This window comes from Bacillus sp. FSL K6-2431 (assembly GCF_038005165.1).
GTDB classification, from domain to species: domain Bacteria; phylum Bacillota; class Bacilli; order Bacillales; family Bacillaceae; genus Bacillus; species Bacillus pumilus.
The window spans coordinates 806,334-823,393 of the sequence record NZ_JBBOSQ010000001.1 but is presented as its reverse complement, the minus strand read 5'-3'; the positions used below and the strand labels follow the sequence as shown (position 1 = coordinate 823,393).

General features: G+C 40.3%; 18 protein-coding genes and 2 riboswitches. Of the genes, 13 read left to right on the top strand and 5 right to left on the bottom strand.

Annotated elements, in window-relative coordinates:
- Positions 1-12: 12 nt before the first annotated feature.
- The 4 genes from MHH40_RS04175 to MHH40_RS04160 all read left to right on the top strand — a co-directional run bounded on the left by MHH40_RS04175 (position 13) and on the right by MHH40_RS04160 (position 3,226).
- On the top strand, positions 13-1,260 hold the full coding sequence (locus tag MHH40_RS04175; protein ID WP_340900657.1) for a glutamate-5-semialdehyde dehydrogenase: 1,248 nt from the start codon (positions 13-15) through the stop codon (positions 1,258-1,260).
- Between the two features lie 125 nt (positions 1,261-1,385).
- Complete coding sequence (locus MHH40_RS04170) at positions 1,386-2,522, top strand: Rap family tetratricopeptide repeat protein (protein ID WP_340900656.1); 1,137 nt, start codon at positions 1,386-1,388, stop codon at positions 2,520-2,522.
- A complete protein-coding gene (locus MHH40_RS04165; protein ID WP_050945190.1) occupies positions 2,512-2,646 on the top strand; it encodes a hypothetical protein in 135 nt (44 codons plus the stop codon). The genes MHH40_RS04170 and MHH40_RS04165 overlap by 11 nt, the downstream gene beginning before the upstream one ends.
- A gap of 151 nt (positions 2,647-2,797) precedes the next feature.
- Entirely contained in the window at positions 2,798-3,226 is a 429-nt protein-coding gene (locus MHH40_RS04160; protein WP_044138892.1) for an organic hydroperoxide resistance protein, read from the top strand.
- Between the two features lie 32 nt (positions 3,227-3,258).
- Here MHH40_RS04160 and MHH40_RS04155 read toward each other — a convergent pair whose 3' ends face one another.
- On the bottom strand, positions 3,259-3,705 hold the full coding sequence (locus MHH40_RS04155) for a MarR family winged helix-turn-helix transcriptional regulator (protein ID WP_003212097.1): 447 nt from the start codon (positions 3,703-3,705) through the stop codon (positions 3,259-3,261).
- 162 nt (positions 3,706-3,867) lie between these two features.
- On the opposite strand from MHH40_RS04155, the gene MHH40_RS04150 reads away from it, so the two are divergent.
- Positions 3,868-4,284, top strand: a complete 417-nt coding sequence (locus MHH40_RS04150; protein WP_065097132.1) for an organic hydroperoxide resistance protein — start codon at positions 3,868-3,870, stop codon at positions 4,282-4,284.
- Between the two features lie 61 nt (positions 4,285-4,345).
- Here the strand turns inward: MHH40_RS04150 and MHH40_RS04145 are convergent, their stop codons facing one another.
- The 3 genes from MHH40_RS04145 to MHH40_RS04135 all read right to left on the bottom strand — a co-directional run bounded on the left by MHH40_RS04145 (position 4,346) and on the right by MHH40_RS04135 (position 8,661).
- Positions 4,346-4,816 carry a nucleoside deaminase gene (locus MHH40_RS04145; protein WP_003212370.1) on the bottom strand — a complete coding sequence of 157 codons (471 nt, stop codon included), beginning with the start codon at positions 4,814-4,816 and terminating at the stop codon, positions 4,346-4,348.
- Positions 4,817-4,954: 138 nt separating this feature from the next.
- On the bottom strand, positions 4,955-7,243 hold the full coding sequence (gene metE, locus MHH40_RS04140; protein ID WP_340900655.1) for a 5-methyltetrahydropteroyltriglutamate--homocysteine S-methyltransferase: 2,289 nt from the start codon (positions 7,241-7,243) through the stop codon (positions 4,955-4,957).
- A gap of 154 nt (positions 7,244-7,397) precedes the next feature.
- Positions 7,398-7,589, bottom strand: a riboswitch (cobalamin riboswitch).
- A 112-nt stretch (positions 7,590-7,701) separates the two neighbouring features.
- Entirely contained in the window at positions 7,702-8,661 is a 960-nt protein-coding gene (locus MHH40_RS04135) for a S8 family peptidase (protein ID WP_309216562.1), read from the bottom strand.
- A 457-nt stretch (positions 8,662-9,118) separates the two neighbouring features.
- Here MHH40_RS04135 and MHH40_RS04130 point away from each other — a divergent pair, with 457 nt between their 5' ends.
- The 6 genes from MHH40_RS04130 to MHH40_RS04105 all read left to right on the top strand — a co-directional run bounded on the left by MHH40_RS04130 (position 9,119) and on the right by MHH40_RS04105 (position 13,270).
- Positions 9,119-9,421 (top strand): hypothetical protein, encoded by a 303-nt coding sequence (locus MHH40_RS04130; protein ID WP_050945188.1) that lies wholly within the window; start codon positions 9,119-9,121, stop codon positions 9,419-9,421.
- Complete coding sequence (locus tag MHH40_RS04125; RefSeq protein ID WP_050945187.1) at positions 9,422-9,625, top strand: helix-turn-helix transcriptional regulator; 204 nt, start codon at positions 9,422-9,424, stop codon at positions 9,623-9,625.
- Between the two features lie 236 nt (positions 9,626-9,861).
- Positions 9,862-10,548, top strand: coding sequence for a response regulator transcription factor (locus tag MHH40_RS04120; protein WP_034662974.1), 687 nt, complete (start codon positions 9,862-9,864; stop codon positions 10,546-10,548).
- A 3-nt stretch (positions 10,549-10,551) separates the two neighbouring features.
- Positions 10,552-11,901: a HAMP domain-containing sensor histidine kinase gene (locus MHH40_RS04115; RefSeq protein ID WP_050945186.1), complete on the top strand. Its 1,350-nt coding sequence runs from the start codon at positions 10,552-10,554 to the stop codon at positions 11,899-11,901.
- A 67-nt stretch (positions 11,902-11,968) separates the two neighbouring features.
- Positions 11,969-12,658: a PepSY domain-containing protein gene (locus tag MHH40_RS04110; protein ID WP_003211196.1), complete on the top strand. Its 690-nt coding sequence runs from the start codon at positions 11,969-11,971 to the stop codon at positions 12,656-12,658.
- A gap of 93 nt (positions 12,659-12,751) precedes the next feature.
- Entirely contained in the window at positions 12,752-13,270 is a 519-nt protein-coding gene (locus tag MHH40_RS04105; RefSeq protein ID WP_050945185.1) for a PepSY domain-containing protein, read from the top strand.
- A 148-nt stretch (positions 13,271-13,418) separates the two neighbouring features.
- Here the strand turns inward: MHH40_RS04105 and MHH40_RS04100 are convergent, their stop codons facing one another.
- Positions 13,419-14,711, bottom strand: a complete 1,293-nt coding sequence (locus MHH40_RS04100) for an aminotransferase class V-fold PLP-dependent enzyme (RefSeq protein WP_050945184.1) — start codon at positions 14,709-14,711, stop codon at positions 13,419-13,421.
- 260 nt (positions 14,712-14,971) lie between these two features.
- Between MHH40_RS04100 and MHH40_RS04095 the strand changes: the two genes are divergently transcribed.
- Together MHH40_RS04095 and mgtE are read left to right on the top strand one after the other, a co-directional pair.
- Positions 14,972-15,112 (top strand): hypothetical protein, encoded by a 141-nt coding sequence (locus tag MHH40_RS04095; RefSeq protein WP_003212346.1) that lies wholly within the window; start codon positions 14,972-14,974, stop codon positions 15,110-15,112.
- A 132-nt stretch (positions 15,113-15,244) separates the two neighbouring features.
- Positions 15,245-15,408: riboswitch (M-box (ykoK) riboswitch) on the top strand.
- 207 nt (positions 15,409-15,615) lie between these two features.
- Complete coding sequence (mgtE, locus tag MHH40_RS04090; RefSeq protein WP_003212108.1) at positions 15,616-16,974, top strand: magnesium transporter; 1,359 nt, start codon at positions 15,616-15,618, stop codon at positions 16,972-16,974.
- Positions 16,975-17,060 lie beyond the last annotated feature (86 nt).

Genomic DNA, 17,060 nt, shown 5'->3' with positions numbered 1-17,060 from the left:
GGAGGGAATACGATGAATGAAGTTCTTGAAAAAGCAAAAAAAGCAAGTGTAGCCAAAGATCAGCTGCTCCTAAAAACGACGGAGCAAAAAAATGCAGCTTTACATGCCATCGCAACGGCACTTAAAGCATCTTCCGCTTATTTACTCGATGAGAATAAAAAGGATGTGCAGGCTGCAGAGGAAAAGCAGTTCACGCCTTCTGTTATTGACCGGATTACACTCACGGAAGAGAGAATTGAAGCCATCGCAGACGCGACCCTTCAACTCATTCACCTAAAAGACCCAATTGGTGAAACATTAGAAACCATTCAAAAAGAAAACGGTCTGTACATCGAAAAGGTGCGTGTGCCTCTTGGAACGGTTGGAATGATTTATGAAGCAAGACCAAACGTGACTGTAGATGCTGCCACCCTTTGTTTGAAAACTGGGAATGCTGTTATTCTTCGCGGGAGCTCCTCTGCCATCCATAGTAATAAAGCGATTGTGAAGGTGATCCATGAAGCGCTTCACACAACGGATATTCCAGTAGACAGTGTGCAATTGATTGAAGATACAGGCCGTGAAACGGCGAAAACGCTGTTCACTTTAAAAGAATATCTGGATGTCCTTATTCCGCGCGGCGGGAAAAATTTAATTGATCTTGTTGTGAGAGAGTCTACCGTGCCAGTGCTTGAGACAGGTGCAGGGAACTGTCATATCTACATTGATGAAACAGCGAAAAACGAAATGGCTGAGCAGATTGTGCTGAATGCTAAAACCCAAAGGCCGTCTGTTTGCAACGCGATCGAGAGCATTGTCATTCATGAAGCATGGGCAAAAACATATGGCGCTTCGTTATTTGAAGCTCTTCATGCAAATGGGGTAGAGATACGGGGCGATGAAGCTGTATGTGCTCTTGCGCCAAGTGCTTCATTAGCGACCACAGAGGACTATGAAACAGAGTTTTTAGCGCCGATTGTCAGTATTAAAATCGTAGCCAATATAGAAGAAGCGATTCAGCATATACAAACGTATAGCTCCAAGCACTCTGAAGCGATCATTACGGAAAATGATCAAAATGCGTCACTGTTCTTAACAGCTGTCGACGCTGCCGCTGTCTATCATAATGCCTCTACTCGGTTCACAGATGGCTTTGAATTTGGCTACGGAGCAGAAATAGGGATTAGCACACAAAAACTGCATGCAAGAGGACCTATGGGTCTGCCTGCCTTAACCTCTGAAAAGTTTGTCATTCACGGTCAAGGACAAATAAGAGAATAACGAATTCAAAAGAGAGTCTTGTGACAAAAGGACTCTCTTTTTCCTTTCATTTTTGTATTTCTTCGGTCAAGTATGATAAAATATGGTAATGTTTTATATTTTGAGAAGATTGGAGAAGGCAACGTATGGCGAAAATCATTCCCTCTTCGGATATTGGAGTGAAAATCAACAAGTGGTATGAATTAATCCGCAGATTTGATTCAGAACAAGCAGAACAACTAAAGCAGGAAATTCGCACCTCTCTTGATTCAATGGAAGAAGATCAGAATTTGCTTCTCTATTTTTCTTTAATGGAATTCAGACATGAGGTCATGCTCGATTATTTAAAGCCATTAAAGGAAGGAAAGCTTCGCGCCAACTTTTCCGAGCTTTCGAAAGAAATAGATGAGCATCAAACACATGTCACAGGCATGCTTGAATACTACTATCATTTTTTCAGAGGCATGTATGAATTTGGCCGTAGGCAGTATATTGCTGCCATCTCGTCTTATCAAAAGGCAGAGCACAAGCTTTCTTTTGTGTCAGATGATATTGAACGTGCGGAATTTCATTTTAAAATGTCAGAAATATATTATCACATGAAACAAACACATATCTCGATGCATCATGCCAAACTGGCGCGAGATGTCTATATTCAGCATGAGCTATATGCGCTTCGCACGATCCAATGCGAATTTATTGTGGCAGGTAATTATGATGATATGAGAAGACATGAAAAGGCATTACCACATCTCGAGAGAGCGCTTGCGAGATCAAGAGACTTTCAAAATGTGCGTTTTATTGCTTCCTCTTTGTTTAATATGGGCAACAGTTATTACCGAATGGGAGATCTTGACCGCGCACTCGAACTAATGAAAGAATCCATCTCGTTATTTGACCAAAATCAATCCGATCACCTTCGTCGATCCATAGACCCTCTTTATACAGCCGCTCAGATATTATACAAACAAGGCAAACACGAAGAAGCCTTACACTACAGAGAAGAATGTATGAAGCGAGCAGAAGTACTTCAAGATGACATTCATATTCAAAAGACGATATTTTTAGAAGCATTGTATTTAAAGCAAGATGCGGAGCATATTAAACGAATTTTTCATTTTTTAGAGTCTGCCTATGCATATCCAGATATAGAGGAGCTGGCATTAGACACCGCAAAGTATTATAATGAAATGGAAGATTATGAAAAATCTTCCATGTTCTACGGAGAAGCGGAACATGCTCGAATCTATATTCAGAGAGGGGATTGTTTATATGAATTTTAAAAAATGGGCAGTCGTCTGTACAAGCATCACCATCCTGGCGTTATGGCTGGCAGCAGCAAATGCCGACCCGGATAACAGAAATCATACGCTACAACAACCAAATGCGCAGCAAGACATCATCTAAAAGCCCTTATTAAGGGCTTTTTTTACTGTGTACATAAAATAGAAGAGAAAGGAAATCTTAAAAAAAGAGTGTGTATTCGTTGACTCTTGAATTTTAATTGTGTACAATTCAATTGTAGAAAATATTATTGGAGAGAAAGAGGGTTATATACATGTCAGAAGTTTTATTTACTGCAACGGTATCAGCTGTAGGAGGAAGAGAAGGAAAGGTTGTTTCAACTGATGGTGTGCTTGAGCATGATGTAGCAATGCCTGGAACACCAAGAGCGAAAAAAATTGAAAAAGCAACAAATCCAGAGCAATTATTTGCAGCAGGCTACTCTGCATGTTTTGATTCAGCCCTTCAAATGGTCGCAAGACAAGAGCGTATCCGTTTTGAAAGTGAAGTAACAGCACATGTGAGCTTAGTAAAAGACAGTTCAGATGGCGGCTTCAAACTAGGCGTTAAGCTAGAAGTAAAAGGAACTGGAATTGAGCAATCAGCATTAGATGAGCTTGTTCATAAAGCACACGGCGTATGCCCATATTCAAAAGCGACTCAAGGAAATATCGAAGTAGAATTAGTAGCTGTCGCACAATAATTGATATCATAAAAGGCTGAGGGAATGTTCCCTCAGCCTTTTGATTGTGTTAATTTTTGCAAAAGCTCATGCAAAGAGGCGCGCAGCGTTTTTAACTCTTCTTCCGATCTGCCTGTCCCAGACAGCATCTGAAATGGAATTGCAGTAGCCTTCTCTTTTAGTTGCTCGCCATATTCCGTTAAACGAATTTGCACAGAACGTTCATCCTCTTTCGAGCGCTCGCGGATGATGAGTCCGTTTTGCTCCATCCGTTTCAGCATAGGTGTGAGTGTACCGGAGTCTAAATATAAAAGCTCTCCCATCGTTTTCACATTTAATGTCCCATGCTCCCACAATAAAAGCAGTGCCAAATATTGCGGATACGTAATGTCTAACTCTTCTAATAACGGTTTATACTGCTTCGTCATCTCTCTTGAACTTGCATATAACAAGAAACAAAGCTGATTTTCCAGCTTCATATGCTCGAATTCATTTGTCATGTCAGTCACCAACTATTTTTTGTCATACTTATCATTGTATAAGATTTTCTTCTTTTTTAAAATAAATACAGCCCAAAAACGAAAAAATTCTTTAATGTGCGATAAATGTTTGAGAAATGGATAGAACGTGAAAGGAATAAATAGATAAAGGAGGAGATGAAGATGAAACCATTATTCACAGCAAAAGTAAAGGCACAACACGGAAGAGCTGGACATATTCGTTCAGAAGATGGTGTGCTCGATCATAACATTGTCATGCCTAATGCAAAGAAAGACGGAGAAACTGGTACGAATCCAGAGCAATTATTTGCAGCGGGCTATGCAGCTTGTTTCGGAGGGGCACTTGAACAAGTAGCGAAAAAGCAAGGGGTCAACATTGAATCAGAAGTCGAGGGACATGTCAGTCTTTTAAAAGATGAAAGTGATGGCGGATTTAAGCTTGGTGTCAAGCTGATTGTATCTGCAAAAGGCCTTGACCATGACAAGGCGAAAGAGCTTGTCGAGGCTGCGCATGAATTCTGTCCATATTCAAAAGCAACAAGAGGGAACATCGAAGTAGAGCTTGAAGTGGCTGAATAAAAAAGGTTCTCTATTACGCTGAAAAAAAGAAACACCTGCTGATGAGCGCAGGTGTCTTTTTTTAATATTCTTTCTTTTGTTCGTATGTTTCCCATGCTTCAAATGGTGCAAGGGTTTTTTGAAGTGTCAGCTGATAAAATGGAATATTTCTTGATTCGTAATCTTTATTGATTTCTTCATAAATAAACGAGTCATCAAAACCGGAAACTGCTGCATCCTGATGCCCAGCAGCAAAATAGACCGCTTTTGGTCTAGCCCAGTAAATAGCACCAAGACACATCGGACAAGGCTCACAGCTTGTATATAAAATACAATCTTCTAATTGGTATGTATTCAGCGTTTGGCACGCCTTTCGAATGGCTGTGACTTCAGCATGTGCGGTTGGATCATTTGTTGTTGTCACATTGTTGCTTCCCTCGGCAATAATCTGTCCATCCTTGACAATGACTGCTCCAAAAGGGCCGCCAGTACCACTATTGACTCCTTCTACTGCAAGATCAATTGCGCGTTGTAAAAAATCTTCGTGATTCATTGTCTTCCTCCCTTTGTTCGACTGACTTCTCTAGTATAAACGAATCATGCTAGAAAAGGAAACCTCCTAGTAGATGGTCAAGTAGGACAATTTGCACATAAAAATCCCCCGCTATGATAGCAGGGGAGAGGAAATCAATTATGCATGCTGCGACAGCTTTTTACGAGCGACTTCAGCCGCCGTCACCATGTTTTTCAAAGCAGCAATGGTTTCAGGCTCTTGTCTCGTTTTTAGTCCACAGTCAGGATTCACCCAGAAGCGATCTGTCGGGCATACGTTCAGCGCATCATCAATGATTTGACTCATTTCTTCGACAGATGGAACGCGCGGGCTATGGATGTCATATACACCAAGTCCGAGGCCTTTCAAATACGGATGCTTCTCTAGGTAATCGAGGAATCCGCCATGACTGCGTGAATGTTCAATTGTGATCACGTCGGCATCAAGGTCTTCGATCGTATCGACAATATCCTCGAAGTTACTGTAGCACATATGTGTATGAATTTGCGTTTCATTTTGAACAGATGATGTTGATAGACGGAACGACTCTGCTGCCCAGTTTAAATAGTCTGCCCAATCACTTTCTTTGAGCGGAAGACCTTCTCTTAGCGCAGGTTCATCCACTTGAATAACTTGAATCCCTGCTTCCTCTAACGCTTCTACCTCTTTACGTAATGCGAAAGCAATCTGGAAGGCAATGTCTTTTCGGGTGATATCTGTTCTTGGGAAAGACCAGTTTAAGATGGTGACAGGACCTGTCAGCATTCCTTTGACCTTTTTCTCCGTTAAGCTTTGTGCATAAACCGTTTCTTTCACGGTCATTGGCGCTGTAAACTCGACATCTCCATAAATGATTGGCGGCTTCACGCAGCGTGAGCCGTAGGATTGTACCCAAGCAAATTTCGTAAAGGCAAATCCGGCTAGCTTTTCACCAAAGTATTCAACCATGTCTGTACGTTCAAATTCTCCATGTACGAGAACGTCCAGACCGATTTCCTCCTGAATATCAATCCATCTTTTTGTTTCTTTCTTAATAAATTCATCATATTCTGCATCTGTCCATTCATTTTTACGCCATTTTTGACGAGCACTGCGCACTTCAGCAGACTGCGGGAAGCTGCCAATGGTTGTTGTTGGCAAGAGCGGCAGTTCAAGAGATTCGTTTTGGATACGAAGGCGCTCTTCAAAGGCAACTGGACGTTTAAAGTCTTTCGATGAAAGATTGTTGCGTTCTGCTGTGAAATCCGCATTGGTTCCTTTTGCAAATTCTTTTAAAGTAAGAAGTGCTTGCTTGGCTTCATTGATGGCGGCTTCAATCGCCGCAGCTCCTTTTGTTAAGCCCTCTTTTAATGTTGTTAATTCAGCCAGCTTTTCAGTAGCATAAGAAAGTCCGTTTAATAGTTTTTCTTCAAGCTGTTCGCTTGGGTGTTTTGCAACTGGTACATGCAGCAAACTGCTTGATGGCTGCAGCCATACTTCCTTCGGCTGAGCGTCAGCAATGACCTCAGAAACGAATGACAATCTTTCGCCAAGATCTGATCTCCAAATATTTCTTCCATCAATGACGCCTGCTGCTAAAATTTTATCTTTCGGGAAGCCGTGCTTTTTCACTTGATCAAGATTGCGTCCTTGATCATGGACAAAATCAAGACCGATGGCTTCAACAGGATATGTGACAAGCTCTTCATACGCATCTACTGAATCAAAGTAGGTTTGAAGAAGAATATTTAAGGCAGGTACGGCTTCTTTGATTGTTTGATAGATTTCTTTGACGGCTTTCACGTCTTCATATGAAGCTGTGACAAGTGCTGGCTCATCAATTTGTACCCATTTGACGCCAGCTTCTTCAAGTTCTTTTAAAACTTGAGTATAAAGCGGGACGAGACGCTGCTGAATCTCTTTTACTTCATTTGGTTCATAGCCTTTAGAAAGTGAGACAAATGTATAAAGACCAAGTACGACAGGTTTTGTTTCAACACCAAACGCCTTTTTCACCTTTTCGTAAGCTTCAAGCGGTTTGTTATGTGTGAGTTTGAATTCGGTGGTTTTTTCGTATTCTGGAACGATGTAGTGATAGTTTGTATTAAACCATTTTGTCATTTCACTTGAGACAGCATCTTTTGTTCCTCTTGCCATCGCGAAGTATGTATCTAGCGGGTCTTTTAAGCTGCGGAAGCGCTCTGGAATCCAATTGAACATGACAGCAGTATCGAGCACGTGATCGTAGAAGGTAAAATCTCCAGAAGGAACAACATCAATTTGTCGATCAATTTGCGTTTTAATGGCAGTTAAAAATTGTTCATCCAGTGTGCTTAAGAGGGTTTCACGGTCAGTTTGACCTTTCCAATAAGACTCAAGTGCTTTTTTCCATTCTCTGTTTAAACCAATTCTCGGAAAACCTAGATTACTTGTTTTAACAATTGTCAATTCCAATTCCTCCTCTAAATATAAAAAGACATTTACACTCATGGTGAAGATTGATGAGGGCAAATGTCTGGTTTAAAAAGACAAAATGTGTGTGCGAAATAAGGCGTGAGCAGAACTGACGCTTTTTTCCGACATCTCCTATCAACCGTAGGGGGTTTGATGTGATAGAGCGGCTGGTATCCTGGCTGGTGAATCTGCAAGCTTTTCATCCTTCCCGTCCTTATGACAGTGGATTCATAAGAAAAGCTCTCCTCACTCACAGTGGCGGGACCGCGCCGGATTTTCACCGGTCTTCCCAATTAAAATTCGACGTATGATCGAATTACCGACTCTCAAACTATGAATTTATTGTGTTCGATTATATAACGTCCATTTCATTTCGTCAAAGTAAATTTTGAATAATTTTAATTAAAAAAATCCTGAGAAAATTCTATCTATTCTCAGGACCTCTATTCAAGCTATAGAGATAAAAGATCTGCTTCCAATGTTTTTTCTAAAAGGACATCAGGCGCAGTTAAATATAAAAATCCATTTCCGACGAGGGCTTTAGATTGCTTCAGTGGAAGGGTTCTTCTGACAAGCTGAGCATAGACCTCAGGCTCTGTCAGCTTACGCTGGAACGCTTCTTCTTCGGCATTTTTAATAATGGCTAGTGCACCGCTCACGTGAGGGGCAGCCATTGAGGTGCCTGTGAGTCTGCCATATTTATGGTTAGGAAGAGTGGATAAAATGTCTTCTCCTGGAGCGACGAGGTCGATTTCTTTATTGGCGTTGGAGAATTCAGAGGATTCTCTTGCAAGGGAGACAGAGCCGACGGCAATGACTTCATTGTATGCTGCTGGGTAGGAGAATTCTTCTGTACGCTCGTCCCCGTCCCCTTCATTTCCTGCTGCGCACACAACAAGTACACCGCTTTTCACCGCATTTTGAATGGCTTCCTGCAAGGCGGGCTCATTGCTTGGACCACCGAGAGACATAGAGATAATATCCACCTTCTGCTCAGCGGCATAGTTGATGCCATTAATGATCCATTCGTATTTCCCGCTGCCATTTTCACCGCCAAGAACTTTCACGATCAGCAGCTTGGCTTCAGGGGCAACCCCTAGAATTCCGCCATTTTGATCTGTTGCTGCAATCGTTCCTGCTACATGGGTACCATGCCCGTTGTAGTCTTTTACATTTTCAGCATCTCCATTGTCATCATCGGTAAAGTTCTTGCCTCCGATAATCTGATCTTTTAAGTCGGGATGCTTTGTGTCACAGCCTGTATCAAGGACAGCAATGGTTATGCCTTTTCCTTTGAAGCCACTTGACCAAAGTTCGGGTGCTTTAATCTCCTGAATACTTTCCGGCGTCTCTTTCGCTTCCATCACATTGGCTTTTACTTCATACGGAATTAAGCGAATTTCACCTTTCATAAGAAAGCCCTCCTTATTTTGTTTTCAAAGTAGATTCAGGCTGCGTAATGTTATTGTATAAAAGAAACTTTTGATCGGAAAGGGTCAATTGTAATAATTTTTCAAATAATCAATCTATTATCAAAAGTGCAGTTCTCCTCACATCTTGACGAAAGAACTCAGCTTTTGAGGAAAACTCTTGATATCATATGAAAAAGAAGGAAATGCTGCATAGTGAGCTTGCACCTGTATAGATGAAAATGGGTGAAAAGGACTAAAAGAGGCAAACTACATAACAATGAAATCAGGAGATGATAAATAGAAGGGAAGGAAGAGCACAAGCGAGGGGCGAATGATTGTTTTTTTATGATAACGTTATATAAAATAAAATGTAAAAAGTATTTGACATTTATCGGAATGATGCTATGATTTTAAATGTAAAGAGTTTTTTACATTTTGATGGAGAGGGGACGAATAAATGGATGTTGTAAAAATTGTGTATTCAGTTATATTATTACTGATCGGACTGTTCATCTTTATTGCACCAATGATTCAAAAAGGTGATGAGAGAAAGAAATTTATCTACTCGAAAGCTCAATCCTATGCTTTTATGGTGGTAATCGGTATACTGGTATTAGAAGTCGCACAGGCCATATTTTATATGATTCAAGAAAAAAATTCTTATAAAGGTTTTGGAGTTTCCCCTATCATGTTTTTGACTCTGATCTCAATCATATATTTGTTTTCATTAATCATTTACAGAAAAAAATATGGTGATTAAATGCAAAATCATATTAGAGAACTCAGAAAATCTTTTAAATTATCCCAAGAAGAACTGGCTAAACGTTGTAAGGTCTCAAGACAAACCATAAATGCCATTGAAAATGATAAATATGACCCTACTTTACAATTAGCCTTTGACATTGCAACTGTTCTGGATACCACAGTAGACGAGCTTTTTGACAATAATCCTAAAACGAAATAAATAAAAAGCCTCAAGAAAGAGGCTTTTTTTGTTGAGCATCTATTCAATTTGATTTCTCTGTATTTCGTGAGATTGAATGACTATGTTTAAAAATTGATGAAAATGAATACAGCTTTATTAAATATATGTTCCTTTTTTAAGTAAAAAAAGACGTGAAGTTTGTGACTGTTCCAAATGGGAAAGGCAACATATAATAATGGAAAGACAAGCTTGCCTTTTAGATAGGAGAGATAGAGATGAACAAAGGGAAGATACTCGTAGTCGAAGATGAAAAGAAAATTGCAAGGGTGCTGTCACTAGAGCTTGAGTATGAAGGATATGAGGTGACAGTCAAAGAGACAGGAATGGATGGACTCCAGGCTCTTGAAGAGGAAAGCTTCGATTTGGTGCTGCTTGACGTCATGCTTCCAGAATTAAGCGGTCTTGAAGTGCTGAGAAGGGTTCGAAAGACAAATACAGCGACACCTATTATTTTGATAACAGCAAGAGGGAGTGTGCCTGATAAAGTAAGCGGCCTCGATCTTGGGGCGAATGATTATATTACAAAGCCTTTTGACATAGAAGAATTACTAGCGCGAATTCGTGCGCAGCTAAGGTTGAATATAAAGGCGCAAGAAGAAAAGGAAACAGAGCTTAGCATAGCAGATTTGACCGTCAACGAGAAAACAAGAGACATACAAAGGGCCGGGCAAATGCTTGAGCTCACACCGAGAGAATATGACCTGCTTGTCCACTTGCTGAAGCATCAGCAGCAAGTGCTTACAAGAGATCAGCTTTTAACAGCCGTTTGGGGCTTTGATTACTTCGGTGACACAAACGTAGTGGATGTCTATATTCGTTATTTAAGGAAAAAAGTCGATTACCCATTCGAAAAACAGCTGATTCACACAGTGAGAGGTGTGGGTTATGTGATGAAAGGATAAAGAATGAGATTAAAAAATAAAATTCAGCTTTATACATCGTTGTCCTTGTTTTTAATGGTGCTGCTGTTTCATACAGCCATTTATTTTATTTTTTCGATGACCTTGACGCAAAAAGATATGTCCCGGCTGTCTGAGGTTGCTGAAAATATTGCCATTGCTTTAAAAAAATCAGAAGAAGAGGGTCTTCCATCCTCGGAGCTGCTGAAGGCGTACCTACCTCAAAATGGCATGATCCGTGTCGTGACAGAAAAGGGTGAGTCAAAGCTGACTGTCACAAAGGAATCAACGTTTAGCTCACTGCCTTTTACATATGAAACTGGTCAGACAGCAGAAATCAAAGAATACAACAAGCATATGGTTGCGTTCGCTGCGATTCCGGTTATTTGGACAAATGGCGAGATCGTGTCGCTTCAAGTATATGAAGAAATCGAAAATACGGAAGAGAATTTGGCGTTATTAAGAATGATTTTAATCGCTGCTGGCGTTTTAATTATAGTGCTTTCCTATTTTGCTGGCCACATTTTAACAAAACAAATCGTACGCCCTATTAGTAGAATGACGAGCACCATGAAGGCAAGTATGAAGGAGAAGGCGTTTAAGCGAATCAAACTAGCAGGCGATTCAAAGGATGAATTGTATCAAATGGGACAAACCTTTAATGAAATGTCAGAAATCCTCGAGAAGCATTATGAGAAAGAGCAGCAATTCTTGCATGATGCCTCTCATGAATTGAAGACACCGATTACCGTCATTATGAGCTACAGCAATTTACTAAAGCGCTGGGGACAGACACGTCCAGAGGTTATAGAAGAATCCTCTCAAGCGATTCATGATGAAGCGAAAAAAATGAAAAGGCTGACAGATCAATTATTAACACTTGCGAAAAATGGTCAGCCGCTTTACTTGGACATGAAGCCAGTTGATCTTGGTCATTTATGCAAGCAGGTATGTCATACACTTGAAGTCGCAACGAATCGAACCATTGATCCTGATGTGCAAACAGATCAGCCGCTCGTCGCTGAGGGGGATGAAGAGAAAATCAAACAGCTTTTGACCATCTTGATTGATAATGCAGTTAAATATAGTACAGAGCCCGTTGATGTGACCTGCGGATGGGCGGGAGAGAAGCCGTTTATTTCAGTCGTTGACCATGGGATTGGCATAAAAGAAGAGGATCTGCCGAAAATCTTTGACCGCTTTTTCCGTGTGGATGAAGCGAGAAACAGTGAGACGGGCGGAACCGGACTTGGTCTTTCAATTGCGAAGCAAATTGCGGAAGAGCACGGGGCCGAACTGAAGGTGGACAGTCGTATCGGCGAAGGGACAACCATGACCATTCTTTTTCAGAAATAAAATAGGTCTTTTCTCATCAATTTCTCATTTCCTCCTTATAAAATAGGAAATAGGAAGGAGGCGCTGCATGTCTAGAAAAACGAAAATGGTGCTTGCGCTCGCAGGATGTCTCGTCGTTCTTGCAGCCTTTGCAATGCTCATGATTCAAACCATTGATCAAAAAATATTAAGTGAAGCAGAAATCAAAAAAATCATCGCAAAAGACTACAATGGAAACATTACAAATATTGATTTAATCAATCATAAACAGGACTATACCTTGACCCTGGAAAATTCAAATGGGATCTATCAAATCATTGCATCTTCTGCAAGCGGTCAAATGAAAGAAATCAAGCAGTTAAAAAGCTATCAAAAGCCAAATGAAAAAAATGCTGAGCTTCTGGCAGAAGAAGCGGCTGTTAAAAAAGTAAGCGGTACGGTCATTCAAAAGAAAGAAAAGTCCGATCGTTTTATTTTTACGATCCAATCAAAAAAAGAATTATATCAAGTCGATGTCGACAAGCAAACGTTTAAGGTGCTTGAAGCAGAAAAGAAAAACCCAACCTCTAAAGAAAAGAAAATGACAAAAATCACGGTCGAAGAAGCCATCCGAATTGCAGTAAAAGAAGTCGGAGGGACAGTGGATGATGCTGATCTTGAAACATTTAGCGGTATGCTCGTCTTTGAGGTGGAGCTGGATTTGCCTGATGGGCGAGAGGCAGAGGTGCTTGTGAACGCATATACAGGAGACATTGAAGGTATTACGTACGAAAACTAATCCTTTTCTCATGATTTTCTCATGTTTCTTTCCTTCCTTTATCATCTTGTTTCTTTAAGATAAAGGAGAAATCAAATAGAGGAGGACATGAACATGATGAAAAAAGTACTAGTAGCTACAGCATTAACAGGAACTCTTGTCGCAGGTGGTTTCACACTTCAAGCGCAAAATACAAATCAAACAGCAAACGCCGAGCAGGTGGTGCAAAAGAAATCATCGTTTGTCTCAAAGAAACAAGCTGAAAAAGCAGCATTAAAAGTTGTGAAAGGCTATGTGGACGATGTGGATCTTGAGCGTAAAAAAGGAAAATGGGTGTATGAGGTCGAGATTAAAAAAGGCGGCTTTGAATATAAAGTATATGTCGATGCCAAAACAGGGAAAGCGCTGAATGATCCAGTCAAAGAAAAGAAAAAGAATGTGAAAATCACTAAAAAGCAGGCTGAACAAATTGCCCTTGCAAAAGTAAAAGGAACAGTCACAGATTCTGATTTAGATAAAGAAAATGGTGTGTACTTGTATGAAGTCGAAATCACCACACCAAACGGCGAGGAAGTTGATTTTGAGATTTCCGCTAAAACAGGCAAAATCCTGAAGCAAGAATGGGATGATTAATACGGCAGCAATCCTAAGATAAATTTGTATGCGGTCTGAACCGATGGTTCAGACCGTTATTTTTGCTTAGAAGATGATATTTAAGTACAAATGAATATCATCCTTTAAACTAAATAGCGTACTTCCATGTATCTGTCCACCAAGCATGTTAATGCTTTTTATGTTGATTGCTTATCATTTCAGTTGTTCTTAAAAACGTCTCAATCTCTTGAATAGTATGACAATGGAGAGGTGATATTCTAATAGCCCCTTTCATTCCAAAGGAATCCAGCATCCTTTTAGAATAAATGCTTGTATTCAACCTTTCATATACGATCACACCGTGCTGTTCATATTGTCTTACTGCATCCTCATGGTTTGTTCCTTCTATCGATATGGCTACGATGAAATCTCTTTTTGATAAATCATGGTCATCAAGATGAACGGTAACTCCTTTGATTTCTCTTAGCCCTTTTACGTTGGGTGTCCCGTCTAGCATTATTTTTAATAAAGACCTTTCTTGTTTTCCGATAGCTTCCATACCTGCTGCGAATAACTGTCGTCTGGCATTCACTGTTGTAAAATGACCTCCAAGCCAGCACACATAATCAACAATTGCGCTAATAGCCGCATAATGAGCAGGTGCTGGAGTTCCTAGACCCCATTCAGTTTTTTTCTTTCCTTTTAACTTATGGTGAGGGAGAAGAGCAGCTCTTTCTGATAAATAAGCAATCCCGCAGCCTCTAACACCAAAAAATTTATATGTGGCAAAATTTATCACATCCACAGGTGTTTTTTCAATATCAATTAAACCATGAGGTGCATGTTGAACGGCATCAACCATGATAAATAAGTTTGGTTTCTTTTTTCTTGCCTCTTGTACAATTTGTTCAATGTCTAAAATAGCACCAGAGATATTCGAAGCATAGATGACGCTTAGAAGAACAGTATCTTGATCGATTAATGCCAAGATGTCTTCTACGTTCACTCCACCTGTTAAAGGATTAGACTTGGCCACTCTCAGCTCTTTGTTTAATTTATTTGCATAAAAACTAGCTGCGTCGTAGGCTGCTGGATGTTCTAAGGATGTTGTGACAATATTTGTTCCTTGAATATGTTCTGCAATGATACCCGTAGTTTGAAAGATAGCCTGTGATGCTGTCAGATATGTGGCGAAGCTTCCTTGTTTCACGTTAAAAATGGTTTGAAGATCAACAATCCCCTTTTTTTGGATATCAATCAAGTGTTTTGCAGCTTTATGATTTCTTTCAGAACAATCTGGGATGCCATCAATGATTGAAAATATATGATTTGCCTGTTTTAAACGAAGAGAGCCACCTGCATTGTCAAAAAAAAGTCGTTCCTTTTTTAGGATAGGATCCTCATCAATATATAAAAATTGTTCTCTTACTTTTTTTAATAAATCATTTGAAAAGTGCATGTTCAGTGTAGATTCGCCCATCATCATATCCCCCAATATTCAATTTTTATACTTAGTATTATACATTGTGTTATCAATCAATGGCTGTACCCTAATCAGAGAGAGCTTTTTTCTGTAAACAATCATTCATTTTTAGCTAAAGCGACGGTTATCAGCGCATTGCCAATGGTGACATTCGCCGCACCTTTATGAGTTCAGCTGTTTTGTACTAATCACTCCTTACACTTTCATGTGTAAGGTTTTTTCATTGGGACAAACTACGGGAAAGGAGGCGAGAGAATATGAAGAAAAAAGAAGAAGAGCAGACAATGGACCATGCGGAATATGTTCCGCATCCTGATGGAGAAGGATATGCTTTGTTTTTGCATGATTCCTTTCATCTCCTCTCCCAAGAGGATATGAATCAGCCAGAAGAGGAATAAAAGACATGAAAGGGCGATAGTCTACTTTGTCTATCGCTCTTTTTTTCAAAAGTAAGCGAATACATAAGGGGAATTGGCATCTTGCTTATTGACATCACTGCGCTTTTTCTGTAATCTCAGTGTGTCAACAATATGAGACTTCGTTAGGTGAGGCTCCTGTATGGAGATACGCTGCTGCCCAAAAATGTCCAAAGACGCCAATGGGTCAACAGAAATCATCGACATAAGGTGATTTTTAATGCAGCTGGATTTTTCCTATGCCATACAGTGCTAAAGCTCTACGATTGAAGGAGCAAGTGTTTATTTGTCATGCTTACAAAGCGCCTTCATTCGGTTGAAGGTGCTTTTTTATGAGAAAAGGAGGTGTGGGGATGGATCATCCCGATTCGAGACACATAGAGGATATGTCAAAAGATCAGATTGAGACATCAGATAGAGGAGATCCTGACCCCCGCACATTCTAAGGGATTCGGGTATCTCCTGACTTTGGGGAGGTAACAGCGATGATACAAAATATTACGTATGATGAACTCATTTTACGCATCATTATTTTATTGAGAGATGGAAAACGAAAAGAATTTAAAAACATCATGGAAGAACTTCAGCCATATGATATGGCCTACTTATTTAAAGAACTTCCAGAGAAACACCGCGGCCGCTTCCTTAGCTTTTTACCAGTCGATGACGTGACAGAAATGATGGGTGAGCTGGAGCGGGAATATCAAGAAATTGTTCTTGAAAAAGTAGGTAAAGACAAAGCGACCTTCGTCACAAACAAAATGGATAACGATGATCTAGCCAACTTGTTTGATGAGATGGAGGATGAGCTAAAGGATCAGCTTTTATCTAACATGGAAGCAGAGGAATCCAAGGCCGTCCAGCTTCTTATGAATTATCCTGCTGAGACAGCGGGACGGATCATGACGAACCGTTATGTTTGGATTCCTCAGCATTTTACAGTGCAGGATGCCGTTGTGAAGCTGAAAAGCTTTGCTGAAATTGCGGAATCAATCAACTATTTATATGTGATTAATGATCAAAAACAGCTTGTAGGCGTTCTCTCATACCGGGATCTCATTTTAGGTGAACCGGATGAAAAGGTACAGGATCTCATGTTTACAAGAGTCATTGCCGTTGGAGCCTTTCAAGATCAGGAGGAAATCGCAAAGCTGATTGAACGATATGATTTCCTTGCGATTCCTGTTGTGGAAGAGAACAATGTTCTAGTCGGAATTGTTACAGTCGATGATATCATTGATGTTGTGATTCAAGAGGCGGGCGAAGACTATGAAAAGTTTGCTGCCTCTGGTAAAGATATCACGTTCGACACGCCGGCATTTGTGGCGGCATACCGCCGTCTTCCGTGGCTCATTTTGCTTTTGTTCATTGGGCTGATTTCAGGCAGTATTTTAAATTATTTTGAAGGTACCCTTCAGCAAGTCGTTGCTTTAGCGTTCTTCATGCCGATGATTGCCGGGATGACAGGGAATACAGGGACACAGTCTCTTGCCGTCGTCATTAGAGGGCTTTCAAAAGAAGAATTAACGAAAAAAACCATCATGCGCCTTATTTTTAGAGAGCTGAGAACGAGTATTTACATTGGGATTGTCTGTTCCATTATTATTACAGTCGTCGCAATGGTGTGGCAGGGCAATATGATTTTAGGTTTTGTTGTCGGTTCCTCACTGCTTGCAACACTGATTATTGGGACAATGGCAGGTACGGTTGTACCGATTATTTTACACAGATTAAACGTGGACCCAGCCATTGCATCTGGGCCGCTAATCACAACATTGAATGATATTTTATCCTTATTGATCTATTTTGGAATTGCAACTGCATTCCTTCATACACTGATGTAGCAAGAAGACTGTAAAACGTGACGTTTTACAGTCTTTTTTGAATAAAGATTGCATATAGCGCTTCCATCCTTTACATTTTAAGGAGA

Excerpts from the sequence above, each read along its gene's own strand:
- MHH40_RS04175 (WP_340900657.1), top strand. The coding sequence starts at position 13 with ATGAATGAAGTTCTTGAAAAAGCAAAAAAAGCAAGTGTAGCCAAAGAT.
- MHH40_RS04170 (WP_340900656.1), top strand. The coding sequence starts at position 1,386 with ATGGCGAAAATCATTCCCTCTTCGGATATTGGAGTGAAAATCAACAAG.
- MHH40_RS04165 (WP_050945190.1), top strand. The coding sequence starts at position 2,512 with ATGAATTTTAAAAAATGGGCAGTCGTCTGTACAAGCATCACCATCCTG.
- MHH40_RS04160 (WP_044138892.1), top strand. The coding sequence starts at position 2,798 with ATGTCAGAAGTTTTATTTACTGCAACGGTATCAGCTGTAGGAGGAAGA.
- MHH40_RS04155 (WP_003212097.1), bottom strand. The coding sequence starts at position 3,705 with ATGACAAATGAATTCGAGCATATGAAGCTGGAAAATCAGCTTTGTTTC.
- MHH40_RS04150 (WP_065097132.1), top strand. The coding sequence starts at position 3,868 with ATGAAACCATTATTCACAGCAAAAGTAAAGGCACAACACGGAAGAGCT.
- MHH40_RS04145 (WP_003212370.1), bottom strand. The coding sequence starts at position 4,816 with ATGAATCACGAAGATTTTTTACAACGCGCAATTGATCTTGCAGTAGAA.
- MHH40_RS04135 (WP_309216562.1), bottom strand. The coding sequence starts at position 8,661 with ATGAAAGGTGAAATTCGCTTAATTCCGTATGAAGTAAAAGCCAATGTG.
- MHH40_RS04130 (WP_050945188.1), top strand. The coding sequence starts at position 9,119 with ATGGATGTTGTAAAAATTGTGTATTCAGTTATATTATTACTGATCGGA.
- MHH40_RS04125 (WP_050945187.1), top strand. The coding sequence starts at position 9,422 with ATGCAAAATCATATTAGAGAACTCAGAAAATCTTTTAAATTATCCCAA.
- MHH40_RS04120 (WP_034662974.1), top strand. The coding sequence starts at position 9,862 with ATGAACAAAGGGAAGATACTCGTAGTCGAAGATGAAAAGAAAATTGCA.
- MHH40_RS04115 (WP_050945186.1), top strand. The coding sequence starts at position 10,552 with ATGAGATTAAAAAATAAAATTCAGCTTTATACATCGTTGTCCTTGTTT.
- MHH40_RS04110 (WP_003211196.1), top strand. The coding sequence starts at position 11,969 with ATGTCTAGAAAAACGAAAATGGTGCTTGCGCTCGCAGGATGTCTCGTC.
- MHH40_RS04105 (WP_050945185.1), top strand. The coding sequence starts at position 12,752 with ATGATGAAAAAAGTACTAGTAGCTACAGCATTAACAGGAACTCTTGTC.
- MHH40_RS04100 (WP_050945184.1), bottom strand. The coding sequence starts at position 14,711 with ATGGGCGAATCTACACTGAACATGCACTTTTCAAATGATTTATTAAAA.
- MHH40_RS04095 (WP_003212346.1), top strand. The coding sequence starts at position 14,972 with ATGAAGAAAAAAGAAGAAGAGCAGACAATGGACCATGCGGAATATGTT.
- mgtE (WP_003212108.1), top strand. The coding sequence starts at position 15,616 with ATGATACAAAATATTACGTATGATGAACTCATTTTACGCATCATTATT.